This window comes from Paenibacillus sambharensis, from assembly GCF_003233845.1.
Classification (GTDB): Bacteria; Bacillota; Bacilli; order Paenibacillales; family Paenibacillaceae; genus Paenibacillus_I; species Paenibacillus_I sambharensis.
The window spans coordinates 131921-156525 of sequence record NZ_QKRB01000043.1 but is presented as its reverse complement, the minus strand read 5'-3'; the positions used below and the strand labels follow the sequence as shown (position 1 = coordinate 156525).

Sequence of the window (24605 nt, the reverse complement as noted above, 5' to 3'; positions counted from 1 at the left end):
ATGAAATCGAGGAAGCTGTTCCATGCCATCTGCACGATACTGGCCTCTGCCGCAGTCCTGATTGTTTCGACAGCCAGCCTGCTGTGGGTGCACCAGCCCAAAGTCCCGAACGAACTTCTCAACAAGTAAACTGGGAGAATTGCCATGCATTTAACGGTAGCGCGCCATAAAGACGGGGAAAGCGGCCTGCTCACTGTCCTCATCGACGATATTACATTCCTTGAATATGAACGTATGGCTAACCGGATCGTTGTTCATACGTTGACCGACACCTTCTATATGATGGGTACACTGAAGTTCTGGGTAACAGCGCTTCAGAACAGCGGATATGAATTTGTTATGGTTGACCGCAACAACGCCGCTAATCTGAACCGGATTGTCCGTTTGGACAAGCAGTACAAGATCGCCTACTTCGAGAGCAGCCTGACCAAGGATTCCAAAGGCTGTACGGTAGCATGGAGCTCGTATAACCAGCTGGTTAAGAAACTGCAAACGATGGGTATTCAAGTCACGATTACATAGAAGCTGTCCTCGCACCTTGCGAAGACAGCTTCTATTCGTTTAACTTCAGTCGAGGTAATCAGGGACCGCTTACGCAAAGAGGAGCCGCCACTGCCGGATTCATAACGGCTTGTGACAGCTCCTGCTATGTCAAGGTCTGCACGCAATAAGCGGCAAACTCTTATTTGAAGATCTTCGTGCGCTCTTCTACCGGCTGGAAGTCCTTGTCGCCTGCTGGCGCGCCTGGCTTGCCGAACGGCATCTGAGCGATCAGCTTCCATGATTCAGGCAGGCTCCACTGTGCTTTAACCTTATCATCGATCAGCGGGTTGTAGTGCTGCAGGGATGCACCAAGGCCTTCACCTTCAAGTGCTGTCCAGATCACAAGCTGGAGCATAGCATTGGCATGCTCGGCCCATACCGGGAAGCGGTCCTGGTACGTTGGAAACTGCTGCTGCAGACCTTCGACCACGCGCATTTCCTCGAAGAACAGAACCGTGCCATGACCGGCGCGGAAGCTGTCCATCTTCTGCTGGGTAGATTCGAACTGGTCGGCTGGCACAATAGCTTTCAGCACCTCAGTCGTCAGGTCCCACAGCTTATGATGCTGGGCGCCAAGCAGTACAACCGCACGGCTGGACTGCGAGTTGAAGGAAGATGGCGTGTATTTAACTGCCTCTTCCACAATTTCCTGAATGCGCTCATCGGAGATCGGGGATTCACTTGTAATGCTGTAGATCGAACGGCGGTTTTGGATCGCTTTGAAAAATTCGTTTGTCATTGTCATCGTCAACTACCTCCACAGTATCTTAATATTTTTAAGTACCTATATTATTGTAACAAATGGTGCTTCATGAACGCAACAAAAATATGCCAATTTCTTAAGTACGCCTCTTCATTCAGGCCGCTTCAGCGAGAAGACACGGCCGATCAGAGCGTAATCATCTCCTGCCATGCGGCTTACCGGATTCAGCAGCCCTGCATCGATGTGCCCATGCTCGTTATACAGCTCTTCCGCAATGTGGAACTTTAGCACTCGTGCTATGAGCAGATCGCAAGACGGCTGTCCGCTGTCTCCGAGACCGATCGCTTGGTCCAAGCGGCATTCCATCCGGATTTTCGCTTCTGCAATGCCCGGCACTCTCACCGATTCACTTATAACAGCTGTAAAACCGGCAGCGGCCAATTCACTGTCTCCTGGCGGAAGATTGGCAGCTGTCTGATTCACTGCTTCAACGATCTCTTCACTGACAATGTGGATGACAAGCTCTCTCTGCTCGATTGCATGACGGGCCGTATCCTTCATTACTCCTTGTCTTCGCTGAACCGCGACGGATAGAAGCGGCGGATCACTTGAGACAATGGAGAAGAAGCTGAAGGGCGCAGCATTAACCGTACCGTTATCCGCTAACGTCGTGACGAGCGCGATCGGTCTTGGGACGATACTGCCAATGAGCAGTTTATAAGTATCCCGTCCGCTCTGTCCCGCTGGATCCACCGCTATCATTGTCCCCACTGGATAGCCCCTCCATTCCTTAAACTAGGAATTTCCATACCGCCCGCGGTACCAGTCAGCGGCTGCTTCCACCTCTGAACCGGTTAACTGGTGTCCGTACCGTTCCCAGTGAACGGTTACATCGCTGCCTGCATCCCGCAGGAGCTGTTCAAGCTCTTCCGTTTCCTGCGGGGTACAGAGCGGATCATTAGAGCCAGCCCCTATAAATACGGATGTGCCAGTGAGATTCGGCAGCTTAAGTCCCCTGATCGGCACCATCGGATGATGGAGTATGGCTGCGCGGAAGACATGCTCATAATGGAACAGCAGGCTCCCTGCAATATTGGCGCCGTTCGAGTAACCGACAGCGACCATATTATTACGATCTACCTCATACCGGTCCGCTGCCTCCAGCAGAAAGTCATAGACCTCCTTCGTCCGGAAGACCAGATCCTCTTCATCAAAGACTCCCTCAGCCAAGCGGCGAAAAAATCGCGGCATTCCATTCTCCAGCACATTCCCCCTTAGGCTCAGTACCGAAGACGACGGTGAAACCGCCTTGGCCAGCGGCAGCAGATCCCGCTCTGTCCCGCCCGTTCCATGAAACATAACCAGCACAGGAGCATTAACATCCGTACCCTGTTCGAACACATGCTGCATTTTAACGTTTCACCTCCTGCGGCTTGCGGACTTCGATCGGCTGAAGATTGGCTTCAATAGCCTCACGGTGCGGTTCAAACCATTCCGGGAGCATTAGCTTCTCCCCGAGTGCTTCGGGTGCTTCATCACGGGCAAAGCCCGGCGGATCGGTCGCAATTTCGAACAAGATACCGCCTCCCTCGCGGAAATACACGGCATTGAAATACTGCCGGTCTACAATCGGAGTTGGCACATAGCCGGACTGTTCCACAGTTTGTCTCCAAGCTTCATGCTCTTCATAATCTTTGGCCCTCCAGGCAATATGATGGACAGTTCCCGCTCCTCCATTGCCTGCAGGCACCGGAGTCAAGGGAACATCGATAACATTGCCAATATCCCCCTCAGCCTGGAACCGTGCGTACTGTCCATCTTCACCTATCCTGAGAAAGCCGAATACATGCTGCAGCGCAGCTATTGTTTCTTCAGGCTTAAGACTGTACAGCACCGCTCCCGCAAACCCTTTAATCGCCTTATCCGGCGTGATGCCGTCAAACGACCAGCTGCTAGCTCTGCCTCCTTCACGCTCAACAAGCTCCAGCCGCAGACCTTCATTGTCACTAAACTGCAGAGATTGCTCGCCGAACCGTTCATTGCGTTCCGTCTCAATCCCAAGTCTCGACAATCGTTCTTCCCAGAAGCTCATAGCCCCCTTCGGGATGGCATAAGCGGTTATGCCAACCTGCCCGCCGCCAACTCTCCCTTTGCGTGATTCCGGCCAAGGGAAGAACGTAATAATCGTTCCAGGGCTGCCCTCCTCATTGCCAAAATAAAGGTGGTAAACCTCCGGAGCATCAAAATTAATGGTACGCTTGACCAGACGCAAGCCCAGCACGCCTGCATAGAAATCAACATTACCCTGCGGGTCGCGGGCAAATGCCGTGATGTGATGAATCCCTGCTGTCTTTAGTCCCACTTGTATCCTCTCCTTCTTATTAAACATTCATCTCTGTCTGCACACATGCCTATTAGGATTCCAACTTTGAATGAAATCATTGAGATATCTTTAATTTAAGATATTGAAGCTTGATAAGAAGGGCCTCATAAGAGATTACCCCTCCTCGGCTCCTTTACCCAGCTTCTTCAAGAGGGCAGCCGCTGTCTGCTTCTCTTCCTCCGACAGTGCACCCATCATCGAGTGAACAACAGACGCATGCTCTGGGAAAATCCCATCCAGCAGCTTGCTGCCGTCTTCCGTTATCTCAGCATAGGTCACCCTGCGGTCCCGCTCGCATGGAATACGCTTCAGCAGTCCCTTGGCTTCCAGCTTATCAATGTTGTACGTAACGCTCCCGCTGGTGACCAGAACCTTCTCCCCAATTTGCTGCAGCGGCGTACGCCCCTTATTGTAGAGCACTTCAAGGACGGTGAACTCCGACGGTGACAGGCCATGCCGCTTGATATCCTTGATGGCCCTGTCCATCACTGTCCGGTAAGCCTTGGAAAGCACGACGAACAGCTTGAGCGACGACGCTGTTTCCTCCGGATAGTTATCCGCCATATTCTGCCCCCTTGTCAAATGTTCATAATAAAATATCTTAAATTAAAGATAGTTGATAGAGCAGCAGCTGTCAAGGTTAGGTTAAACGCCCTTACCGGACACCTTGCAACGTTACACATAATTAAGAAAATCCCCCCCCCGATAAGAAAGTATTAACAACAAACCCGCTTGCTGCCGATATGAATTTTATGCAAACCTTTGCATAAATCAGAAAGAATGGGGGATCCACCTTGGCTTTTTCACTTCGCAACAAGCTGTATGCCAGCTTTCTCTGCATCATCGTACTATTTTTGGTCACGGTAATTATTTCTACGACCATGACTCGTCATATCGTACAGTTAACGGATGATATTCTCGTGTCACAGGAGAAGCTGGAAATCATTCAGCGGCTTAATTTATTTGCCCGTACGGCAAATGATGACGGGGCGCACTACATGCTCGCGCCTGAGCATCTGAGAGGGAACTTCAAAGCACGCTTTGAGGCAGACGTCATCTTCCTTGAGCAAGAAATTCAGAAGCTGCAGGCAATCACACAAGAGGAACAGGACAATGAGTTTCTTGAACGCTTCATGGCAAAATGGTCCTCCTATCTGACTGGCAAAACAGCCATTATGGAACTCGCGGATCAAGGAGAGGTTCAAGCCGCCCAGGAGCAGTATACCAAAGATAATTTTGATCCTATTGCTTTTTCTCTTCTCGCTTACGTAAAAAAGGAGCAAGCCGAAATTAAAGAATACCAGGAGGCTATCAAGACAAACCGGCAAACCGTACAGCTAGTTAATTATTCAATGGCTGCCATTGTAATCGCCTTATCGCTTGGCATAGCTTATGTATTCTCCCGCTATCTGGTCCGCCGTATTCACGCATTGAAAATCTCAGCCCAAAGTGTCGCGGAAGGCAATCTGGATGTTCAGGAGCTGCATTTTAAAGGACGCGATGAGCTAACCGAACTCTCTCTCGCCTTCAATACAATGACACATTCCCTTCGTTCTGTGATTCACAGTGCAGGGGATGTCTCCATGCAGGTTGCTGCTTCATCAGCAGAGCTTCAAGCCAGCGCAGAGCAAACGGGGACGGCAACGGAGCATATTGCAGTCATTATGCAGGATATGACGGCCGGGACAGAGCGGCAAGTCTCTTTTGTAGAGAGAAACCGGGATCTGATTCAGCAGCTTTCGGAGAATGTTCAGATGATAACAGCCAACGGGGAAAAAGCACTGAGCACCGTTACAACAACTACAGCAACAGCGCAAAAAGGCAAGGAGGATCTTGTTAACGCGATCGAGCAGGTACGTGCCATCAGCAGCAGCAATGACAAGTTGGCTCAGGTAATTGAAGGCTTAAATGACCAGGCCAATCAGATTGGACAGGCCATTCAGATCATTATGCAGATCACGCAGCAAACCGACCTCCTCGCACTCAATGCGACGATTGAGGCCGCAAGGGCCGGCGAGCAGGGACGCGGCTTCGCTGTCGTCGCCGGAGAAGTCCGCAAGCTCGCTGAGCAATCCCGTTCCTCTGCAAACCAGATCGCGAAGCTCATAACCGGAATTCAGCATGTTTCGGATTCTGCGGTCACGGAAATGCAGCAGGGTACACAGGAAGTGCACAAAGGAATACAGCTCATAGAGGTCGCAGGACAGTCCTTTGAAGGCATTATGAGTCTGATTGGACAAGTAGAATCCGATATCCACAGTGTAACCCGCTCAACAGATGAAATCATGAGTGATACTCATAAGGTTGTCGAAACAATCGGCCAAATCTCGGAAATTGCCAGAGAAAATGCCGACGGCACTCAAAGCGTGGCGGCGTCCACCGAGCAGCAGCTAGCGTCCATGGAAGAGATATCTGCATCTTCCGCCGCACTCGCAAACCTCGCAGAAGAGCTGAACGAGCTGATTGGCAAATTTCACACATCCAAGAACAGAAGGTGACTAACCGTATGAAGAAACGAATGCTATCCATTGCCCTTATTGCCATGCTTGTTCTTGCCGGCTGTACGGAGCAGGCAGACAGGCCCGTTACGTTAACGTTCTGGACGACAACCCAGAGCGCTGAGACTGAATTTTTCGCGAATCGGATCGCACAATTTCAACAAGAGCATCCCAACATTAAAGTCGAGATTGCCGAAGTCCCGTTCAATTCGGCGACGAACCAATTCAAGACGGCCATACTCGGTAACCAGACAATCGATATTTTCCGCGCGGATAATTCCTGGATACCCGAATATGCAGATCTGGGCATTCTCTATCCCTTAACTGCCGTTGCCGGCACAGGTGATCTTGAGAGCTATATTGATTCCGCTATAAGGTCCGCTCAATACCAAGGCATACAGTATGGACTCCCGACTGTAATGGAAGCCCCTGCCCTGCTGTATAACAAGCGGCTGCTTAAGGAAGCCGGGTTCGAACAGGCGCCGCAGACGATGGAAGAAATGCTGGCAGCTGCCAAAGCCGTCACTAGCAAGGACCGGTACGGACTGTTTCTGACCGATGACTCTTACTTTGCGCTTCCTTATCTGTGGGCATTTGGCGGCGGCACCATGACCGATGACCGTCAAATCGAAATCGCCTCGGACAACTCCAGGCAGGCGTTTGAATTCATGATCAGCTTGCGGCAGAAAGGTGTTACCCAGCCGTACCCGGATTTTTCGGATGGCTACAACAATATGATGAGGGACTTCAAGGATGGCAAGGCGGCTATGATTATTAACGGGCCTTGGGCTGTCAGCGATATTCTGTCGGGAACGGAGTTCCAGAATCCTGATAATCTCGGCATTGCTCCGGTACCCAAAGGTCCCGGCGGTCAGGGTTCCCCGGTTGGCGGCCACAGTCTAGTTGTATCTAAGTACAGTGAACACCCGCAGGAGAGCTATGAATTGATCCGCTATCTGACCAATACCGAAAGTCAATTGATTCAAAGCCAAATGCTGAAGACGCTGCCCACGCAGAAATCCGCCTACGAGGATGCGGTCCTTGCTACGGACCCTATCATTCAAGGATTCAAAGCCCAGCTGGATGCTGCGAAAGCCCGCCCGGCCATTCCTGAAGGAGCCCAGATGTTTACCGATTTCACGCCGAATCTGAGTGCCATGCTGCTGGAGCTTCAAACCGTTGATGAGGGCGTACGGAAGATTGAGGATTCCTGGAAGAAGCTGCTGAAGATCAATTAACAAGACCAGTTCCTCGAATAGTCAGAGCCCGCCTCCATCATGTATAATAAGCAGATGATAACTTGGAAAGCAGGTGCCTGATGGACGGACGTAAAGCGGTATTTATTCTTTTGGGTGTGTGTGCGGCATTAGCTCTGGTCGTGTATCTTCTCGTGCAGTATGCTTCGGGTAATGATGATCTGGTTAGGGCACCGCAGCCGGCATCGGAGCTGCGCGTTGATGCACCGCTATATAACGGTTAGTTATTTTTCAATCTGTATCGTTACCAAAATCTGAGTCTCACAACCACGCAACTTTTCCTCGATATAGTAGGTATATACCTGTCGAGGAGTGATGATGTGAAGTTTAAAACAGGAATACTCGGCGTTACCGCCGGCCTGCTGTTGATGGCTGGTACTGCCCAGGGCGCTTCCTATACGGTGCTGCCAGGGGATTCGCTCTGGAAAATATCACTTAAATATGAAACTACCGTTACGGACCTGGTTCAGCGCAATCAGCTTACATCTGATGCCCTATATCCCGGTCAAGTGCTTGATGTTCCAGGTCCCTCGGCTCACATCGTACACAATGAAACCATGTGGCTGATCAGCCAAAAATACGGGATTACATTAGATGCACTCATTAAGGCCAATCCTCAAATCAGCAATCCGAACAACATATGGAACGGGCTGACCATCTGGATTCCCGAGACGAAAACAGCCGCACCTGCAGTGCAGCCGAAGCCCGCTCAACCCGCAGCCTATGCTGACGGTGTTTTTCCCCTCGCCAAAGGGACCTTCCAGCTGCCTCTCGTAAACAACTACAATGACGGCAGGTCCTGGACACCGACGGGCGAACAGCTGCGCAAGCACGATGGGGTCGATATTTTCGCCAAGCAGGGAACACCGATCTACAGCGTGCTCGACGGCCAAATCATCAACTACGGCTGGAATGAATACGGGGGCTGGCGCGTCACCATTCGCGTCGATTCCACAACGGCCTTCTATTATGCTCATTTAAGCAAATATGCACCTGGTCTTGGTATGGGGGTCTCCGTGAAGAAGGGCCAGCTGCTCGGTTACGTGGGCAACACCGGATACGGCCCGGAAGGCACGTCAGGGAAATTTGATCCTCATCTGCATTTCGGCATCTATAAGACGAGCCCGACTTGGACCAGTATTGACCCCTTCCCATATCTGAAATGGTGGGAGCAAAAATAAAAAAGAACGGAAGCAGCCGCAAGGCTGCTCCGTTCTTTTTTGTATATAAGTTTTTCCGGACCTCACCCCCGCTAGCCCTTCAAAGCCCCGGCCAACGTTCCGGCAATGAAGTAGCGCTGAAGCAGTACAAAAAGAATAATAACAGGCAGGGATGCGACCATCACACCCGTCAGCAGCATCGGATAATCGGTCACATATTCCCCTCTGAACTGCAGCAGCGCAATCGGCAGGGTCATATTTTCCTTACCTGTCAGCATGAGCATTGGGAAGAGCATATCATTCCATACGATGATGAACAGGAAAGCCGAGACCGCCGCCAGGTAAGGAGCCGACAGCGGCAGGGCAATTTGGAGCATGAGTCGCCATTCTCCAGCCCCGTCGATTTCTCCTGCCTCTAATATTTCCTTCGGCAGCGTCCGCATAAATCCGGATAGCATAAAGACCGACAGCGGCAGCAAGACCGATACGGAGACAACCACGAGGCCGCTCAAGCTGTTCATTAAGCCAAGCGAGCGGACAAACTGATAGATGGGAATCATATTGACCTGCGAAGGCACCATCAATCCCGCGGCGAACAGAGCAAACAAGAGCCTGCTGCCCCTTCCCCCGAGTCGTATAATCCCATAGGCGATCATGCCGGCGAGGAGCAGCTCAAGCAGCACCGTCGCCGCTGTAACGATAAGACTGTTGCCGAAGTACCGCCACATCGGCTGTTCCTTAAACAGAGCAACCAAATGCTCCAGCGACCAAGCCGCGGGAAGACCGATCGGGTTGCGGTAAAATTCCGGCGTCGTCTTAAAGGCCGTAAATACAACCAGAAGCAGCGGCAGTATTACGATACAGGCAAAGCCTGTAAGCAGCAGTATACCTGCCAGCCGGTTCAGCAATGCAGTTCCCCCCTATCTTCTTCTTCTATAACTAGTAGGTCACCCGTTCGGTCCTGAGCGCCTTGAACTGAAGGAATGTAATGACCGCAATGAGCAGCAGGAAGACACATGAAGCCGCAGCGGCAAAGCCGAACTTAAAGCTGCTGAAGGCCGTCCCGTATATGAAGGTGGACAGAATCTCGGTCGAATAATTCGGCCCTCCTCCGGTCATCGTGAACACGAGATCAAATGCCTTGAAGGACTGAATCGTAGTATACGATACGACAAGCGCAGCAGCAGGTGCCAGCAGCGGCCAGGTCACATGGCGGAACACCTGCCACCGCGTCCCTCCGTCCAGCTTCGCAGATTCCAGCAGATCTGCGGGTATGGCCTGCAGTCCGGCAACGAACAGAATAACCATCTGCCCGATATGCGCCCAGGCCTGAACACCTGCCACCGCGTAGATCGCAATCCCCGCATCCCCCAGCCAGTTCCGCGACCAGGAGGACAAGCCGGCACTCTCCAGCAGATTGTTCAGCATGCCGAAGGACGGATCGTAAATAAACGTCCAGATAAAACCGACTGATACGGATGACAGAATGGCCGGTATAAAATAAAGCGACCGCAGCGCCGCGTTGACGTGTGTGCTCCGCTGCAGATACAGCGCCAGCACAAGTGAGAGAATCGTCTGACAGAACACTACGGCGGCCATAAACTTCAAATTGTTGACAAGCGCCTTCTGAAAAACAATATGCTCTGCAAGGCGTAAATAATTGTCCAGCCCCACAAAACGGTGGGATGGAGACAGACCATCCCAATCCGTGAAGGAATAATACAGTCCGCTTAGCGTCGGGTAGACGAACACAGCCAGATACAAGACAAGTCCGGGCAGGAAAAACAGGATGAGCGGTCTGCGGCGCCTCATCTTATTTTCCAATCTCCTGATTGACAATTGCTTGGGCGTCCGCGGCCGCCTGCTCAGGTGTCTGGCCAGCCAGAACTGCCTGTATTGAACCCGTTACGGCCTTCTGAACCTCGGCGTTCTTCATCGTGAAGCGCGGCTGAAATCTTGTCTTCCGCGTGCTCCACTCGGCCACTGCCTTCAGCTCCTCTGTCTCATATTCCACACCGTTCACTGTCACATTCTGGCCAGTGGCGTTAGCATAAGCCCCAGCGGCTTCCGGACTGCTCAAGAAAGCAAGCCACTTCTTCGCTTCCTCCGGATGCTTCGACTGGCTGTTCACTCCGAGCAGGAAGGTTGTCGTATGAATGCCTTCGTAGATCATCTCATTCGCCGGAACCGTAATAGGCGCAAGAAGTTTTTGCTCAAGCTCCGGGTTATTCTTCTTGTGCTGAGCCAGCTGGTAGGAACCGGTAGCAAGCATTGCCGCTTTATCCTGAACGAACAAGGCCCCGGCTCCCTGGTCCTTCGTACCGAGTGCATCAGGCTGGAAATATCCCTTGTCATTCAGCTCTTTGAACTGGGCAAGCGTCTTCACCCACCATGCATCCGTAAGCTTCGTCTCCCCTGCTTCAAGCTTGACGAAAATGTCCGGGTCCGGAGCATTATTCATCACCATCACGTTCATAAACTGACCAGGGCCAATATCAGCCCCCGGAAAAGCGATTGGTATAATACCGGCCTGCTTCAGCTTCTCGGCTGCCGCCAGGAAGCCGTCCCAGTCCTTCGGCACCTCGATGTCTTGCTCCTCAAACAGCTTGACATTATAGATCGGCATATTGTAAACCAGCTGATACGGCACTGCGAGCTGGCGTCCGTCCTTCTGACCAGCTTCAATTAAGGACGGATTGTATGCGCTCAGGAAGGCTTCACCACTCAAATCGGTGTAAAGGCCGGCGCGAACAAGTGCTTCAAACTGTGCCCCCGGGAAAGCTGCGAAGACGTCGCCGCTGGACCCGTCCAGCAGCTTGGCCTGAGCGGAAGCCTGATATTGGTCGGATGGAAACACCTGTGTCTCAATTTGAATTCCCGGATTTGCCTCTTCAAATTGGCTGATAAGCCGGCCGAAAACTTCCTGGTCCTCACCGCGCCAATGAAGGAAATTGACGGTTACTTTTTTGACGGCACCTCCATTGCCTGAAGCTGGCGTAGTAGGCTGTTCACCGGTGCCGGTCGTTGAGCCATTGCCGGATGAGCAGGCGGAGGTCAGCATAACGGTTACTACCATTACTATAGTAAGAAATATATAACGGATAGATGATTTCATCGTTGTAGTCCTCCAATTTATAGTTGAACGGCAATACGTCCGGCCAGCTTCTTCCGGACGAGCGGCAGCAGCAGCTTCCCGGCAATCCGGGCTTCTTCCAGATGCGGGTAGCCCGATAGAATAAAAGAGGAAATGCCCGCATCGGCAAACTCAACCAGCCTGTCGGACACTTGTTCAGGTGTTCCGACGAATGCAACTGCTCCCCCTCCTCTGACTGCTGACAAGCCCGACCAAAGATTAGGCCCAATCACGTAATCATCCTCTTGCGACTGCTGCCACAGCTCCATCTGACGCTTCTGGTTGGTTGCGTCTGTCTGTGCATGGCGCTTCGCCCGCTCATTAAGCAGCGAAGGGTCCACCTTGCTAATGATGGAACGCGCAGCCGCCCACGCCTCCTCTTCCGTCTCTCTGACGACAAGCTGCGCCCGTATGCCAAACTGCAGCTGCCGCCTGATTCCGGTCTCCTTCTCATGCTCCAGTACAAACTGCTGCATCTCGGTGATCTGCTCCTTGATCCATTCGAGCGGCTCGGTCCACATCAGGTAAACATCCGCTATAGCAGCCGCGGCCCGTTTGCCCGCTGGAGAGCTGCCGCCAAAGTATACCGGCGGATGAGGCTTGCGGAATGGCGCCGGCAGACAGCGCCCGCCTTCCACTTCATAATGCCGGCCTTTGTAGTCAAATGCTCCTGCTCCGGCTTGCCAGACCCCTCTAACAATTTCCATAAACTCTCGGGTTCGGTTATAGCGTTCATCATGATTCGCGTACAGCGGGTCTCCGGATGCTTTCAAGTCCTCGGCATAATGCCCTGTCACCACATTGATAAGAGCCCTGCCTCCCGAAACCTGGTCGAGGGTCGCCGCCATCCGGGCTGCCAGCACGGGACTTATTAACCCGGGCCTTAACGCCACCAGCGGCTTCAGCCGGGTTGTCTGCGCACCGATCCAGGAGCCTACCACCCATGCATCGAGGCAGTCTCCGCCAGCGGGAATCAGCGCAAACTCGAAACCCGCCTCTTCGGCAGCTACAGCCACCTCGGTCATGTAAGCTTGCGTCGCCGGCCTTTCCGGTTCCACCCCTAAATAGCGGCCATCCCCTGTTGTAGGAATGAACCATCCGAATTCAACTTCACTGCTCCGCACTATCGTCATCTCTCTCTCATCCTCCCAGTGTCATAAAAAAATACGACAATGATGGGCTACTCGCCTTGTCATCACTGTCGTATCTCCAGTTTTCCGGTAGATAACAACTGTTTCATCCCGTATGCTGTTAAGCCCACCCATTCATTTTCTGAAACTGTCAGTTGTGTGTACCGTTTTTCTTCTGAGGCGCCGCAACGGCTACGGCACCTGCAGAAGGGTCAAATCTCTTGCGTTCCGTCCGGTCGATCTGGACAATCCGTCCATCATGAACCGTAATGAGCACCGAACCATATTCCATCCCGTTAACCTGCTCCAAAATCCGGTCCCGCCAGTATTCATTGATCTCCACCGCTTTAGCCATATTGATACGCCTCCTTATTCATTCATCATTCGTTTTCCAATAGCGGCAAGCCGCCGCCTTCTGTAGCAGGCTTCCTCTGGGATGTCTTCCATTCTATGAAAGCCTTGACGAGCAGTGTAATAATAGCCAGCAGGACAAGCAGGGATGCTGCGGCAAAGGATGCGGAGAATTGATATTCGTTGTACAGTATCTCCACATGTAGCGGCAGTGTGTTCGTCTGTCCCCGGATATGTCCCGACACTACCGAGACGGCTCCAAATTCGCCCATTGCCCTGGCGTTGCAGAGAATGATGCCATAGAGCAGGCCCCATTTAATGTTGGGCAGCGTGATGCGCCAAAAAATCTGCCAGCCGCGTGCACCAAGGCTGGCTGCTGCCTCTTCTTCAAGTACACCCTGTGCCTCCATCAGCGGGATCAGCTCACGCGCGACGAAGGGAAAGGTCACAAATACGGTCGCGAGCACTATTCCCGGCAGGGCAAATATGATCTGGATGTCATGTGACGCGAGCCAGGGACCGAAGAAGCCCTGTGCCCCAAACATCAAGACGAATATAAGTCCCGCGATGACAGGCGATACGGCAAACGGAAGATCGATAAGCGTAATCAGCAGATTCTTGCCCTTGAACCGGAACTTCGTTATCGCCCATGCCGCCGCAATGCCGAACACCGTATTGAGCGGTACAGCCACTGCCGCAGCGAGCAGCGTCATGCGGAGAGCAGATAACGCATCCTTCTCCGTTATGGCACTGTAGTAGACATCCATGCCGCGCTTGAAGGCTTCCACAAACACCGATGCCAGCGGGAGCAAAACAACGAGTCCCAGAAATAGCAGTGCTATAGTGATCAGCACGATCCGTACGACTGGCCCTTCATTAATGTGCCGAGGCCTTCGGGCAGTCTCTTCTGATAAATGCGTGGTAATAGCTCCAGCCATGCTGCCGTCCTCCTATTCCGATATGACGCGGCGGTTGCTTCGCCACTGCAGGTAATTGATTAACAGGAGCATCAGGAACGAGAGGACCAGCATGACCATCGCAATTGCCGTAGCACCGGCATAATCGTACTGCTCCAGCTTCGTCATAATAAGAAGCGGCGCAATCTCCGTTTTCATCGGCATATTGCCTGAGATGAACACTACGGAACCATATTCGCCAACTCCCCTTGCAAAAGCCAGTGCAAATCCTGTCAGGAGCGGCGGGACAAGCCCGGGGAGAATAACCCGGATGAATGTTCTAAGCCTGTAAGCACCAAGCATAACCGCCGCTTCCTCGGTTTCCTTATCCATATCCTGAAGGATCGGCTGAACCGTCCTCACCACAAACGGCAGGCCGATGAACACCAGTGCTATGGTGATGCCGAGCGGCGTATAGGCCACCTTAATGCCCAGCGGCTCCAGATACTGGCCAATCCAGCCGTTCGGGGCGTAAATTGCCGTCAGCGCAATTCCCGCGACAGCAGTCGGGAGGGCGAACGGCAGATCCACGAGACTGTCGACAAGCCGCTTGCCGGGAAACCGGTAACGGACCAGCACCCAGGCGACCAGCAGACCAAAAACCATATTCAGGGCCGCAGCACTGAACGAGGTAACGAAGCTCACCTTCAGGGAAGCTGCTACCCTGGGGGCCGATATGGTCTGCCACAGCTCGGACAGAGACATCCCGGATGTCTTGATAAATACACCAGCCAGCGGAATCAGGACCATAACGCCCAGGTAAAAGACTGTAAAGCCCATCGTCAGGCCGAATCCCGGCAGCACGCTTCTGCTCTTGCCCTTGGAACCTTTCATGTGAAGTCAGCTCCTGTCATTACCGCAGCCGCTAGGAGCCCGGTGTATAAATCTGGTCAAAGACGCCGCCATCGTTGAAATGCTTCTCCTGGGCTGCGTTCCAGCCGCCAAAATCCTGATCAATCTGAAGCAGCTCCAGCGCCTGGTACTGATCCGTATACTTCGCAAGAATATCCGGATTTGTGGGGCGGAAGTAATGCTTGCCGGCCAGTTCCTGTCCTTCATCACTATAAAGGTATTCCAAGTATGCCTCCGCGACTTCGCGTGTGCCCCTGTCATCCACTACCTTATCCACCACCGCTACCGGCGGCTCCGCCAGGATGCTGATCGAAGGCGTGACAATCTCAAATTCTCCTTCTCCGAACTCCTTAAGCGACAGCAGAGCCTCGTTCTCCCAAGCCAGCAGCACATCACCGATCTTCCGTTCCACGAAGGTTGTGGTTGCCCCCCTCGCACCCGAGTCAAGGACAGGCACATGCTTGAACAGCTCGCCTACAAACTCTCTCGCCTTGGCTTCGTCTCCCCCGTTCTGCTTCAGCGCATAGCCCCAGGCAGCAAGATAATTCCACCTTGCACCGCCGGAAGTCTTCGGATTAGGTGTAATAACTTCCACTCCCGGCTTGATCAGATCATTCCAGTCCTTGATTTCTTTCGGATTGCCCTTGCGCACAAGGAATACAATGGTGGACGTATAAGGAGAGCTGTTATTGCCGAACTGTGACTGCCACTCCGGCTTGATCAGCCCGGGGCCGGTCAGTGCATCAATATCATAGCCCAGCGCCAGCGTAACAACATCCGCCTTCAGACCGTCAATCACGGATCTGGCCTGTTTGCCAGAGCCGCCGTGCGACTGGTCGATCGTGACAACCTGGTTGTTCTTCTCCTTCCAGTGCTTCGCAAACGCTTCATTAAATTCCACATAGAACTCGCGTGTAGGATCATAAGACACATTCAGCAGCTTCACGGGCTTCTTCGCATCCGTCTGTGTCCCTCCTGCCGCTCCGCAGGCTGTCAGCCCAAGCGACAGAGCCACCAATAAAACAACCGAACGAAATGTATGCATTCTTCTCATCATGAAGCACCCCTCAATAATTTTCTTTCTGCACGAGGCCGCATACTCCGGTCGTCCGGTCGTAATAAGATAAATCCCATTTGTTTACTTGGGTATAAACGGATAATACCAGCAGCTTCCTGAAGTGTCAACAGGTTCTTTAGATATTTTTATTATGTTAATAAGGTTCTCTTATACTGTATTCAAACATCCAAAACATACAAATAACCCCGGCCTTCGCTGCTGGCGAAGACCAGGGTCTCTTGTCATGAACATAAATGTGCAAGCTGCATCTTAGTCAGCCCATCAGCTCATCGCCTTGGGGTCCATATACATAATTTCCCACAAGTGCCCGTCCGGGTCTTCGAAGCTGCGGGTATACATGAAGCCGTGATCAACCGGCTCTCCCAGTGCCCTGCCGCCGTGCGACACTGCCTTCTCCGCAATTTCATCCACCTGCTCCCTGCTCTTCGCCGCCAGCGCCAACATCACCTCAGACGCTTTGGAGGCATCGGCAGCCGGCTTTCCAGCCGTAAACGTCTCGAAATACGACTCGACAAGGAGCATGGCGTAGATATGCTCGCTTATAACCAGACATGCTGCTTGTTCATTGGTGTATTGGTCATTAAATGCAAATCCCAGTCCCGTGAAGAATGCCTTGCTTCTCTCCAGATTCTTAACCGGCAAGTTCACAAAAATCATGTTTAACTGCAGTGCCATTGTAATTCCACCTTTCCTTGATTGTGGTTCTGCTTCATGACTTCATCCTATCACAAACCCGCCAGTCAGATTTCTTATGAATTGCGGCATTCCGGATCTCACCTTGCCGCCGGCTGCGAAAGTCCCTCACCCATCTGCTGATAAGCCTGGCGGATTTGCTCCAGATTATCCCCATGGTACTGGATGTTGTGTCCTGCCGTAACTAGTATTAGCAGACAGATTAACAAGAGTACAGGCACTCCGCTTGCTCTGCTCCGGCATCTCCGCATCAGCGCTGTACCTGCAAGCAGGAAGAAGGCAGCTATATAGTGACCGGCATACAGGTACAAGTCGTACTTGAACGTAGCAAGACCGAAGCCTGCACCAATATGCAGCATAATGGCAAAGCCGATATAACCGGCCAGCATCCAAGTTTCACGCAGCTGCCTCTCCCGCAGTATGCCGTAGACCGCCGAAGCGGCCACAAGCCCGCCGATCAGATTGGCGTACCAAGGAACTGCTGCCGATAAATCCGTAGCAAAAGCAGCTATTCCCGCATCTACCAGGGTCAGTGCTGGTGTCAATACAGGATGAATGACGAGCATATAGACGACCTGCCAATGCTGCTGCAGATTGAAGGGGGCTGAATAGCTGAAGCCTCCGCTGCTCAGATTGCTGCCTGCTGCGCTCAGCCACGTGCGTCCGTCAAACAGGATGTACTGCGCCAATGTACCTGCGGCAATGAAGAGGAGCGACACAGCAGTGATTCGCAGCAGCTGGTATAACCAGCTGCGGCTCGCTGTCGTGTACAGGCGCAGCAGCAGAGCGGCTGCATAAGGGATGGCGTTCGTTACGGTAACTGCGAAATTTACAAGCATTAATATGGCATAAGGGTAAACAGTCCCTCCAGGCTGTACGGCCCGAAGCCGAAGATAGAGTACAGAGAGCACAATAATGAATTGCGCATACGGATAGGAATCCGGTATCAGGGCGGAGTACAGGCTGTACGAGCTGACGCCATAGAAGAGCGCAAGAGACAGCGGCAGCCATACGGCATTTCCCCAGCTTCGGAGATAATAGTAGACGAGTGCTGCGCTGGCTCCATTAATGAGAGACTGCAGCGCAAGAAACAGCCAGTTGCCCGGTCCCGCCTCAGCAGCAAGCCGCAGGGTTCCGCCGGCAAAGCTGAGAAACGGATGGATCAATGAAATATTAGCGTATCCATAGTACAGGGAAGGATCGAAGTTGAACAAATTCAGGCTGAACGGCGCCCCATAGAAGGGGCTAAACCGCTGCAGCAGCTCCTGATAACGATCGATATACTGGAGATAAGGCATATTAAGGATAAAATATAATCCGGCGAGCGCCACCACTAGGATTGCTGCAATCCGGTTATCGGCTTTGTTCTTGAACAGCTCCTTGAGAAAAGGCATATCATCCACCGCTTCATCAGAAAGTTAGATTAAAATGACAGTTACACAAGCAGACTAACGCCCGCAAGGATTAGAATAACACCGGCAAGCTTGGCCCAGCCAATCGTTTCCCGAAACACCCACCTTCCAAAGACCAGTGCCCAGATGAATGTCAGCGAGTTGGCGAGAAACACAACCGTATACGCGAGCTGGCTAAGCAGGTAGATGTTGACCAAGGCACCTGTTCCATAGCAGAACATGCCAAGCAGCAGATATCTCAGCCGGTGACGGCTGCCTGAGGACAGCTTGAAATTCACGCCTCCAAGCGAACCAAGCAGTGTCATGACGACTAGCAAAACAAGGTTCAAGCTATCGTTCATAAGCGGTAAGGGTCACCCCGGTTCCGAGCAGCAGGACGGCCAGCAGCTTATTCCAAGTAAACACTTCAGCATGAAAGTATGCCCCATAGATCAATGCGATTACATAGCCGACCGAGAGCAGAGGATAGGTTGAGGACAGCTTGGACAATGCCAGTGACTTGATCATGAACAGGGCGCCTAGCCCGTAGCAAAGGAACCCCAGGGCGAGCAAGAGGTAATCCGTCAGCCCGAGCGACCACAGCAGCTGTCCGGTCGCGGACAGCCAGGCTGAGAAGATCATATAGCCTTTGCCGATAAGACCGGATCTTACATTTTCCATGTCAGCTGCTCCAATCCCGGGTGGCTTCTGTTGATCAGGTAGCGGGATTTTACGAGATTGAACATCGGGAGATCCGTCAGAGAATCCGAATAGGCCCGTGACTGCTCATAATCTATGACTAGCCCGTGATCCTTTAGATATGTCTGCAATCTGGCCACCTTCTCCTTTCCCTTGCAGTTCAGGCCTTCGATTCGGCTGGTATAACGGCCGTTGACCCTGCACAGGTTCGTGCCGATTACATCATCAACTGCCGGCAGCTTGCTGAAGTACTGCATATAAGCATGAGGAGATGCCGTGATAAGCAGAATACGGTAGCCCTGTCGCTTAAGGGCTTCCATCTCCGCCAGTGCCTCCGGATAAATACCCGTTGCGAGCTCCGTATCGTAGAAGCGCTCCAGATCCTCCTCACGGAAGTGATTAATCGCATAGAAATAAGCGCTCTTGGCCTTCTGGAGCGGCATCAGCTTGAGCTTGTACAGGCAGGTGTATGCCGCAATATGCAGCAGCCGGTACGCGGTCCAAGGCTTGGCCCGCAGGCTGTATTTTACAAATTGAAACATCGAGTCATGCCGTATAACCGTTTTATCAATATCGAAGAGCGCTATCTTTACTGTCTCCATATTTCCCCACCCGGCGTTATTCAAAATAGGCTAGAATCACAATCACCATCAAGACATACAGGCACACGGTTACCAGAATAGGCTTGTCCTCAAACAGCTCGCGATCCGGTGCCCCGCCCTTCATCTTCACATGAATCAGATAAAGGTATCGGAACACACCATAGATGACCAGGGGTATCGTCCACATCAGATGGACCGTTCTGCCTGAGGTAAACGTGAACAACGAATAACTTACAATGGTCGCTGTCGTAACGATGCTGCTCAGCTGGTCAAGCAGCGGAAAGGAGTACTGCTCCAGAACCCGCCGATGGGCAGTCTTGTCCTGTTCATTAAGCATCAGCTCGTTGCGGCGTTTGCCGATGGCGAGGAACAGGGAGAGCAGCAGCGTGCAGAGCAGGAACCACGGCGTGAAAGGAACATCGATGATCAGTCCGCCTGCTATCGCCCTCAGAACGAAGCCCGAGGCAATGACCATAATGTCCACCAGGACGACATGCTTCAGATGGAACGAATACATGACATTCACGGTGAAATAGACGGCCAGCAGCAGCGTAAACAAGGGGTTAATAAGAATGGAAGCTGCTAATGAGGATACCAGCAGTACTCCCCCTAAGGCCAAGGCCAAGTATGGATTGAGCAGCCCGGAAGCCATCGGCCGGTTCTTCTTCTGCGGGTGCAGCTTGTCTGCCTCCCGGTCAACAAAATCATTCAGTATATAGACACAGCTGGATACCAGACACAGCAGGATATATCCGGCTACAGACAGCACTATGAGTGGCGTATTGAGCACCTCGAACGAGAACAGCGGCGCTGCGAACACGAGCAGATTCTTGGTCCACTGCTTGGGCCGAAGCTGCCTCCACAATAATCCGGCAAGATTCCCCTGCAGCTGAAGCTCGCTGTCAATGCCCGTTTTTGCTGATTGCAATTGTTAATCCTCCCATTACCTTGCTGTAATTGTAATAATAGCAATCTTCAGCTTATCATCTGTTATCTATACCAGTCAATTCCAAATATGTGTCAGCATGCATGGCTTCTGTCCCGTTCGTTATTAGCCTGTCCTTTTCCTTAAGCTAATCAAGCGTGAAGCCGATATTTATTAGTGAAGACTGATAGCATGTCAAATTTCACAACGAGAGAAGGTCACAGCATCATGAAACGAACCAGGCTCATTACATTCGCCGCTGCGGTCATCATCCTGATGGCGGCAATCATACCTCAAGGTTCGGTCTCTGCCACGAGCCCGATTTCCGTCTATGTTAACGGCAGCAAGCTTGCCTTCACCTCCCCTCCAATCCTGCAAAATGGCAGCGTCCTCGTTCCAATGAGGCCGATATTCGAGGCGCTGGGAGCGGACGTAAGCTGGAACCAGGACACCAGCACTGTGGTTGCAGCCTCGCAGCAGACCAAGATTGAACTGACCATCGGCCGCTGGATCGCCAAGAAAAACGGGAAGGATATTTCGCTGCTCTCCCCTGCATTTATCCGAAATAAGAGTACATATGTGCCGCTGCGTTTCGTAAGCGAAGCGTTAGGAGCGGCTGTGAAATGGGATGCGAAGCGGTACAGCGTAACCATTACCAGCCAGTCGGGGTCCGGGGGAGGCACAAGTAAAGGATACAGTCTGCAGAAGGCCTGGTCCCTCGGCCCTCCTTCCGAAACCTATGACTGGATTCAAGGGTTCACGATCGGCGCTCACCAAACGACGTACGCCATGGATGGCATCAAGATCAAAGCGAGAAAAGACGGCAAGGAACGCGTTTACTTCAGCCTTAAGAATCTTGCTCCCAAGCTCGAAGAATACGGGCTGAACGACCCGGCCACTATCCACAGCTTCCGCCTCTCCGACATGCAGGAGCGGGACGGCAGGCTCTATGTGTCCGGACTTCTCTTCCTGAACAAGGAGAATGAGCAGTACGAATATTACAACCAGAACATTCTGCTGCTCGGCTTTACTTATAACTTGATCTTCTATATCGAAGATGGCCAGCCGCATCTTGTATATGTGGAGCGCGCAGTGGTCAATGAAAAGCCTGACAATTTCACCTGGTACGAAACAAGCAGCGGACAGCCGGAAAATATTTTGCAGTGGGGCGATTTCTATCTCTATGACTACAGCCGGTACCTCCTCAAGCTCCGGTTCACCTTCATGGAGGACGGTTCTCTAATCGTTCCAAGAGAGCTCGCGCAGCGGCATTATCTTCCTAATGAAGGAGGAGGTCAATCAGTCAGCCATTCCTACCATTCAGTCATCCGAATTCATCCTGACGGCCAGATCGAAGAACTGACAAGCTGGGGCAGCCACCTCGGCAGCATACGGGAATACTCTCACGTTTATACGACTGACCGTCACGTACTGCCTGTCCTGAAGAACGGGGAGCTCACCTTGTATACAGGCAACGGCTATATTATGAAGGAACAGCTGCATTCGGGGCAGAGAACCTTCACCGAGCTGCCGGAGGAAGACAGCTATGAGCCGCAGTTTCTGATGGAGCGTCCCTTGTATCATAAGGGCAAGCTGTATTTCCTTAATGACAAAGGGATCTTCACGCTTGATCAGGACCAGCCCCGCATGCTGATCCCCGAACCAAGCATTGATTTTACCGGCATGGACCATACCGTATACATCGTAGACTTCGACTATGACGGGAAGCATTTTTACATCTCGGACTTTACAACCCGGACGATATACAAGCTTGTGCCATCTGCTTAAGGAAGAGCTTGTCTGTCATTCTTAAACCGACATCAAACAGCGCCAGCCTGAGGAACAGAACTCCGGGTACTGGCGCTGTTTTTTCGCTGCTTAATCAAAAATAAGCCCCGGAATGCTTCAGGGCTGCCATATCGTAGTGTCATTTGAAGCTGATACGGTTTAAAAGCTTGGCCTTCTTGTAATGAAAGATCGACTGGGAATACTCGAAGACCGTTCCATTCGTTAAGCAGACAGTATTCTCGACGATTAGGGCGGGGTCCAGCGCCTTGACTTGCAATAAGCCCGCGTTAACCACTCCAATCTGGTCACTTGTAATGACTTTGTCAGCAAAACCAATGCTCAGCTTCAAATCGTCGATCAGATAGCTGTAGATGGAACTGGATGCAATATCTTTATTAAGATACGGCACAATATTTTTGTTGAAGCAGCTGATTTCAATAGAGAAAGGCTCCTCGTCGACTAATCGCAGCCGCTTGATATAATACAGCATAGTACCCGCTTCACAGTTTAATCGCCCTGCTGTTTCAGAACCCGCTTCCATCGTATGCAAATCCAGAACTTCTGTATGAATGCGATCCGGGCTGAGGTCCTTCGTCAGTCCTCTGAGACTGCCAAGATTGATATAGTCGGTTGCGGATTTATCCCGCAGGAACATTCCGCTTCCCTGCACCTGATAGATATAGCCGCGGTTAACCAGCTGGTTAACGGCTCTGCGGACCGTGTTGCGGCTTACGCCGAACTGCGTGATCAGCTCTTCCTCTGTCGGCAGCTTCCGTGCAGCATCGTACTTTCCGGACCGGATTTCCTGTTCCAGCGCATCAGCGATTTCTTTGTATTTGACAGCCATATAAATCTCCCTGCTATTCGTTGTCTATGATCTGCCCTCTATTATACACGAGCAACCCCTTGATCGAGATCAAGAGGTTATCGTTTTTTCGGAATTGCAGCTCTTACAGCTCTTCTCCCCGCGTCTCAATAATACGCTTATACCAGTGGAACGACAGCTTCTTCTTGCGGCTAAGCTGGTTCTCGTGATCGACATATATGAACCCGTACTGTTTCTTGAACCCGTTCAGCCAGCTCAGCAGATCAATGGCAGACCACGCGTAATATCCTTTCAGATGGATGCCCTCGCGGATGGCCTGCTTCACCACCTTAAGATGCTCCTCAATATATTTAACTCGGGGAACGTCGACGATCTCGCCTTCAATAATCGGATCTTCATCTCCCAGCCCATTCTCGGTCACGTACATTTTGATGTCACCATAGCGCTGCTTCAGCATATGCAGTCCGTCCAAAAATCCCTGAGGCGAGATTTCCCATCCCCATTTGGTGTACGTCTTGTCCTCCATCTTCACCGTCCTGTAGAAGCCGTCAAAAGAAGCATGGCCCGGGGCTAATGTCGATGTCTCTCTTGTATGCTCTGTGAAGGCCGCGGCTTCACGATTGCGTTCCACCCGGATAGGCTGGTAATAATTGAGTCCTATAAAATCGTTCCCCGCCGCATTCCCTCGCAACGTGTCCAGCTCTTCTACCGTCCAGTCGGGTGTCCAGCCGTTATCCTTTAACTGCTCAACCACGTAAGCCGGATATTCGCCCTTCAGGATCGGATCGTAATACCAGAACGTCTCATATTCATTGGCATGCCGGGCGGCTGATACATTCTCGGGCTGATCATCTGTACTGAAAGCCGGCAGGAATACATGGGTGATGCCGATCTCGCCATACTGCTTCAGGCTCTTATAGACTTCAACTGCTCTGGCATGGGCATAAAAAACATGATGTGTGGCCTGAAAATACTTCTTCTTATCGTTGCTGATGCCTGGCGGATGCGCACCCTTCAAATAGCCAAGCCCGCAAAACATCACCGTCTCGTTAAATGTAATCCAATGCTTGACCCGGTCACCGAACGCCCGAAAGCAAATTTCCGCATACTTCACAAAGGCTTCCACTGTCCGCTTGGCGGTCCAGCCTCCGTCCTGTTCAAGTGTCAGGGGCAAGTCCCAGTGATACAGAGTAACGAACGGTACTATCCCATAGTGCAGGCACTCATTGATGACATCGTTATAAAAATCCAAACCCTTCTGATTGACCTCTCCGTCTCCAGTCGGCAGGATGCGTGCCCACGATACCGAGAACCGGTAGGATTCAAGCCCCATCTCAGCCATTAGCCTGATATCTTCTTTATAGCGGTGGTAATGGTCGATGGCGATATCGCCGTTCGTGCCTTCGTACGTCTTGCCCGGGAGCTTCGAGAAGACATCCCAATTCGTCGGCCCTTTGCCGTCTTCATCCCAAGCCCCTTCAATCTGATAAGCGGCAGTAGCTGCCCCAAACAGAAAATCATGCGGAAATTTCATGGTTAACCTCCGTTTATAGTATTCTATATTATTCATAATAATATATTAAATTCATAGGTACAAATATTCACTGATGATTATATAGGTTCCCTTTGGATTTAGCA

Annotated in this window: 28 protein-coding genes; 7 read left to right on the top strand and 21 right to left on the bottom strand. The window is 51.9% G+C overall.

Annotated elements, in window-relative coordinates; all coding sequences use genetic code 11:
• Window positions 1-129, top strand: a complete 129-nt coding sequence (locus tag DNH61_RS10595; RefSeq protein ID WP_111146631.1) for a cyclic lactone autoinducer peptide — start codon at window positions 1-3, stop codon at window positions 127-129.
• 15 nt (window positions 130-144) lie between these two features.
• The gene (locus tag DNH61_RS10590; RefSeq protein WP_111146630.1) at window positions 145-522 is read left to right on the top strand and encodes a LytTR family transcriptional regulator DNA-binding domain-containing protein; all 378 of its coding nucleotides are present in this window, start codon (window positions 145-147) and stop codon (window positions 520-522) included.
• 160 nt (window positions 523-682) lie between these two features.
• On the opposite strand, the gene DNH61_RS10585 is transcribed toward DNH61_RS10590, so the two are convergent.
• The 5 genes from DNH61_RS10585 to DNH61_RS10565 form a co-directional block, all read right to left on the bottom strand.
• Complete coding sequence (locus DNH61_RS10585; RefSeq protein WP_111146769.1) at window positions 683-1282, bottom strand: nitroreductase family protein; 600 nt, start codon at window positions 1280-1282, stop codon at window positions 683-685.
• Window positions 1283-1396: 114 nt separating this feature from the next.
• Window positions 1397-2008 carry a flavin reductase family protein gene (locus DNH61_RS10580; protein WP_111146768.1) on the bottom strand — a complete coding sequence of 204 codons (612 nt, stop codon included), beginning with the start codon at window positions 2006-2008 and terminating at the stop codon, window positions 1397-1399.
• A 33-nt stretch (window positions 2009-2041) separates the two neighbouring features.
• Complete coding sequence (locus DNH61_RS10575) at window positions 2042-2656, bottom strand: alpha/beta hydrolase (protein WP_111146629.1); 615 nt, start codon at window positions 2654-2656, stop codon at window positions 2042-2044.
• A gap of 1 nt (window position 2657) precedes the next feature.
• Window positions 2658-3608, bottom strand: coding sequence for a ring-cleaving dioxygenase (locus DNH61_RS10570; protein WP_181438652.1), 951 nt, complete (start codon window positions 3606-3608; stop codon window positions 2658-2660).
• A gap of 135 nt (window positions 3609-3743) precedes the next feature.
• The gene (locus tag DNH61_RS10565; RefSeq protein WP_111146627.1) at window positions 3744-4193 is read right to left on the bottom strand and encodes a MarR family winged helix-turn-helix transcriptional regulator; all 450 of its coding nucleotides are present in this window, start codon (window positions 4191-4193) and stop codon (window positions 3744-3746) included.
• 230 nt (window positions 4194-4423) lie between these two features.
• On the opposite strand from DNH61_RS10565, the gene DNH61_RS10560 reads away from it, so the two are divergent.
• The 4 genes from DNH61_RS10560 (at window position 4424) to DNH61_RS10550 (ending at window position 8564) form a co-directional block, all read left to right on the top strand.
• On the top strand, window positions 4424-6127 hold the full coding sequence (locus DNH61_RS10560) for a methyl-accepting chemotaxis protein (protein WP_111146626.1): 1704 nt from the start codon (window positions 4424-4426) through the stop codon (window positions 6125-6127).
• Window positions 6128-6135: 8 nt separating this feature from the next.
• Window positions 6136-7365 (top strand): extracellular solute-binding protein, encoded by a 1230-nt coding sequence (locus DNH61_RS10555; protein WP_111146625.1) that lies wholly within the window; start codon window positions 6136-6138, stop codon window positions 7363-7365.
• 80 nt (window positions 7366-7445) lie between these two features.
• A complete protein-coding gene (locus DNH61_RS26315) occupies window positions 7446-7607 on the top strand; it encodes a hypothetical protein (RefSeq protein ID WP_181438651.1) in 162 nt (53 codons plus the stop codon).
• Between the two features lie 96 nt (window positions 7608-7703).
• The gene (locus DNH61_RS10550) at window positions 7704-8564 is read left to right on the top strand and encodes a M23 family metallopeptidase (protein WP_111146624.1); all 861 of its coding nucleotides are present in this window, start codon (window positions 7704-7706) and stop codon (window positions 8562-8564) included.
• Window positions 8565-8635: 71 nt separating this feature from the next.
• Here DNH61_RS10550 and DNH61_RS10545 read toward each other — a convergent pair whose 3' ends face one another.
• From DNH61_RS10545 to DNH61_RS10480, 14 genes are all read right to left on the bottom strand, one after another.
• Window positions 8636-9451, bottom strand: a complete 816-nt coding sequence (locus DNH61_RS10545) for a carbohydrate ABC transporter permease (RefSeq protein ID WP_111146623.1) — start codon at window positions 9449-9451, stop codon at window positions 8636-8638.
• A 31-nt stretch (window positions 9452-9482) separates the two neighbouring features.
• Window positions 9483-10355 carry a carbohydrate ABC transporter permease gene (locus tag DNH61_RS10540; protein WP_181438650.1) on the bottom strand — a complete coding sequence of 291 codons (873 nt, stop codon included), beginning with the start codon at window positions 10353-10355 and terminating at the stop codon, window positions 9483-9485.
• 1 nt (window position 10356) lies between these two features.
• On the bottom strand, window positions 10357-11658 hold the full coding sequence (locus tag DNH61_RS10535) for an ABC transporter substrate-binding protein (RefSeq protein WP_111146622.1): 1302 nt from the start codon (window positions 11656-11658) through the stop codon (window positions 10357-10359).
• Window positions 11659-11675: 17 nt separating this feature from the next.
• The gene (locus tag DNH61_RS10530) at window positions 11676-12809 is read right to left on the bottom strand and encodes an LLM class flavin-dependent oxidoreductase (RefSeq protein WP_181438649.1); all 1134 of its coding nucleotides are present in this window, start codon (window positions 12807-12809) and stop codon (window positions 11676-11678) included.
• Between the two features lie 148 nt (window positions 12810-12957).
• Window positions 12958-13161, bottom strand: a complete 204-nt coding sequence (locus tag DNH61_RS10525; RefSeq protein WP_111146621.1) for a YezD family protein — start codon at window positions 13159-13161, stop codon at window positions 12958-12960.
• A gap of 25 nt (window positions 13162-13186) precedes the next feature.
• The gene (gene cysW / locus DNH61_RS10520; protein ID WP_111146620.1) at window positions 13187-14095 is read right to left on the bottom strand and encodes a sulfate ABC transporter permease subunit CysW; all 909 of its coding nucleotides are present in this window, start codon (window positions 14093-14095) and stop codon (window positions 13187-13189) included.
• A 12-nt stretch (window positions 14096-14107) separates the two neighbouring features.
• On the bottom strand, window positions 14108-14947 hold the full coding sequence (gene cysT / locus DNH61_RS10515; RefSeq protein ID WP_111146619.1) for a sulfate ABC transporter permease subunit CysT: 840 nt from the start codon (window positions 14945-14947) through the stop codon (window positions 14108-14110).
• A gap of 31 nt (window positions 14948-14978) precedes the next feature.
• Window positions 14979-16022: a sulfate ABC transporter substrate-binding protein gene (locus DNH61_RS10510; RefSeq protein WP_220036932.1), complete on the bottom strand. Its 1044-nt coding sequence runs from the start codon at window positions 16020-16022 to the stop codon at window positions 14979-14981.
• A 282-nt stretch (window positions 16023-16304) separates the two neighbouring features.
• Window positions 16305-16718, bottom strand: a complete 414-nt coding sequence (locus tag DNH61_RS10505; protein ID WP_111146617.1) for a VOC family protein — start codon at window positions 16716-16718, stop codon at window positions 16305-16307.
• 98 nt (window positions 16719-16816) lie between these two features.
• Window positions 16817-18130, bottom strand: coding sequence for a hypothetical protein (locus tag DNH61_RS10500; protein WP_111146616.1), 1314 nt, complete (start codon window positions 18128-18130; stop codon window positions 16817-16819).
• 41 nt (window positions 18131-18171) lie between these two features.
• On the bottom strand, window positions 18172-18489 hold the full coding sequence (locus tag DNH61_RS10495; RefSeq protein ID WP_111146615.1) for an EamA family transporter: 318 nt from the start codon (window positions 18487-18489) through the stop codon (window positions 18172-18174).
• Window positions 18479-18808, bottom strand: coding sequence for an EamA/RhaT family transporter (locus DNH61_RS10490; RefSeq protein WP_111146614.1), 330 nt, complete (start codon window positions 18806-18808; stop codon window positions 18479-18481). Before DNH61_RS10490 ends, DNH61_RS10495 begins: the two co-directional genes overlap by 11 nt.
• Entirely contained in the window at window positions 18796-19428 is a 633-nt protein-coding gene (locus tag DNH61_RS10485; protein WP_111146613.1) for an HAD family hydrolase, read from the bottom strand. The genes DNH61_RS10490 and DNH61_RS10485 overlap by 13 nt, the downstream gene beginning before the upstream one ends.
• 16 nt (window positions 19429-19444) lie before the next feature.
• Window positions 19445-20356 carry a decaprenyl-phosphate phosphoribosyltransferase gene (locus tag DNH61_RS10480; protein WP_245948128.1) on the bottom strand — a complete coding sequence of 304 codons (912 nt, stop codon included), beginning with the start codon at window positions 20354-20356 and terminating at the stop codon, window positions 19445-19447.
• Window positions 20357-20581: 225 nt separating this feature from the next.
• Here DNH61_RS10480 and DNH61_RS10475 point away from each other — a divergent pair, with 225 nt between their 5' ends.
• Window positions 20582-22141, top strand: coding sequence for a copper amine oxidase N-terminal domain-containing protein (locus tag DNH61_RS10475; protein WP_181438648.1), 1560 nt, complete (start codon window positions 20582-20584; stop codon window positions 22139-22141).
• A gap of 139 nt (window positions 22142-22280) precedes the next feature.
• Here DNH61_RS10475 and DNH61_RS10470 read toward each other — a convergent pair whose 3' ends face one another.
• Both DNH61_RS10470 and DNH61_RS10465 read right to left on the bottom strand, forming a co-directional pair.
• A complete protein-coding gene (locus DNH61_RS10470) occupies window positions 22281-22988 on the bottom strand; it encodes a GntR family transcriptional regulator (protein ID WP_111146611.1) in 708 nt (235 codons plus the stop codon).
• A gap of 103 nt (window positions 22989-23091) precedes the next feature.
• Window positions 23092-24501 (bottom strand): GH1 family beta-glucosidase, encoded by a 1410-nt coding sequence (locus DNH61_RS10465; protein WP_111146610.1) that lies wholly within the window; start codon window positions 24499-24501, stop codon window positions 23092-23094.
• Between the last annotated feature and the right edge of the window lie 104 nt (window positions 24502-24605).

Bases quoted from the DNA above. Each gene is read 5' to 3' on its own strand.
- DNH61_RS10595 (WP_111146631.1), top strand. From the start codon at position 1: ATGAAATCGAGGAAGCTGTTCCATGCCATCTGCACGATACTGGCCTCT.
- DNH61_RS10590 (WP_111146630.1), top strand. From the start codon at position 145: ATGCATTTAACGGTAGCGCGCCATAAAGACGGGGAAAGCGGCCTGCTC.
- DNH61_RS10585 (WP_111146769.1), bottom strand. From the start codon at position 1,282: ATGACAAACGAATTTTTCAAAGCGATCCAAAACCGCCGTTCGATCTAC.
- DNH61_RS10580 (WP_111146768.1), bottom strand. From the start codon at position 2,008: ATGATAGCGGTGGATCCAGCGGGACAGAGCGGACGGGATACTTATAAA.
- DNH61_RS10575 (WP_111146629.1), bottom strand. From the start codon at position 2,656: ATGCAGCATGTGTTCGAACAGGGTACGGATGTTAATGCTCCTGTGCTG.
- DNH61_RS10565 (WP_111146627.1), bottom strand. From the start codon at position 4,193: ATGGCGGATAACTATCCGGAGGAAACAGCGTCGTCGCTCAAGCTGTTC.
- DNH61_RS10555 (WP_111146625.1), top strand. From the start codon at position 6,136: ATGAAGAAACGAATGCTATCCATTGCCCTTATTGCCATGCTTGTTCTT.
- DNH61_RS26315 (WP_181438651.1), top strand. From the start codon at position 7,446: ATGGACGGACGTAAAGCGGTATTTATTCTTTTGGGTGTGTGTGCGGCA.
- DNH61_RS10540 (WP_181438650.1), bottom strand. From the start codon at position 10,355: ATGAGGCGCCGCAGACCGCTCATCCTGTTTTTCCTGCCCGGACTTGTC.
- DNH61_RS10535 (WP_111146622.1), bottom strand. From the start codon at position 11,658: ATGAAATCATCTATCCGTTATATATTTCTTACTATAGTAATGGTAGTA.
- DNH61_RS10530 (WP_181438649.1), bottom strand. From the start codon at position 12,809: ATGACGATAGTGCGGAGCAGTGAAGTTGAATTCGGATGGTTCATTCCT.
- DNH61_RS10525 (WP_111146621.1), bottom strand. From the start codon at position 13,161: ATGGCTAAAGCGGTGGAGATCAATGAATACTGGCGGGACCGGATTTTG.
- cysW (WP_111146620.1), bottom strand. From the start codon at position 14,095: ATGGCTGGAGCTATTACCACGCATTTATCAGAAGAGACTGCCCGAAGG.
- cysT (WP_111146619.1), bottom strand. From the start codon at position 14,947: ATGAAAGGTTCCAAGGGCAAGAGCAGAAGCGTGCTGCCGGGATTCGGC.
- DNH61_RS10510 (WP_220036932.1), bottom strand. From the start codon at position 16,022: ATGATGAGAAGAATGCATACATTTCGTTCGGTTGTTTTATTGGTGGCT.
- DNH61_RS10505 (WP_111146617.1), bottom strand. From the start codon at position 16,718: ATGGCACTGCAGTTAAACATGATTTTTGTGAACTTGCCGGTTAAGAAT.
- DNH61_RS10500 (WP_111146616.1), bottom strand. From the start codon at position 18,130: ATGCCTTTTCTCAAGGAGCTGTTCAAGAACAAAGCCGATAACCGGATT.
- DNH61_RS10495 (WP_111146615.1), bottom strand. From the start codon at position 18,489: ATGAACGATAGCTTGAACCTTGTTTTGCTAGTCGTCATGACACTGCTT.
- DNH61_RS10490 (WP_111146614.1), bottom strand. From the start codon at position 18,808: ATGGAAAATGTAAGATCCGGTCTTATCGGCAAAGGCTATATGATCTTC.
- DNH61_RS10485 (WP_111146613.1), bottom strand. From the start codon at position 19,428: ATGGAGACAGTAAAGATAGCGCTCTTCGATATTGATAAAACGGTTATA.
- DNH61_RS10475 (WP_181438648.1), top strand. From the start codon at position 20,582: ATGAAACGAACCAGGCTCATTACATTCGCCGCTGCGGTCATCATCCTG.
- DNH61_RS10470 (WP_111146611.1), bottom strand. From the start codon at position 22,988: ATGGCTGTCAAATACAAAGAAATCGCTGATGCGCTGGAACAGGAAATC.
- DNH61_RS10465 (WP_111146610.1), bottom strand. From the start codon at position 24,501: ATGAAATTTCCGCATGATTTTCTGTTTGGGGCAGCTACTGCCGCTTAT.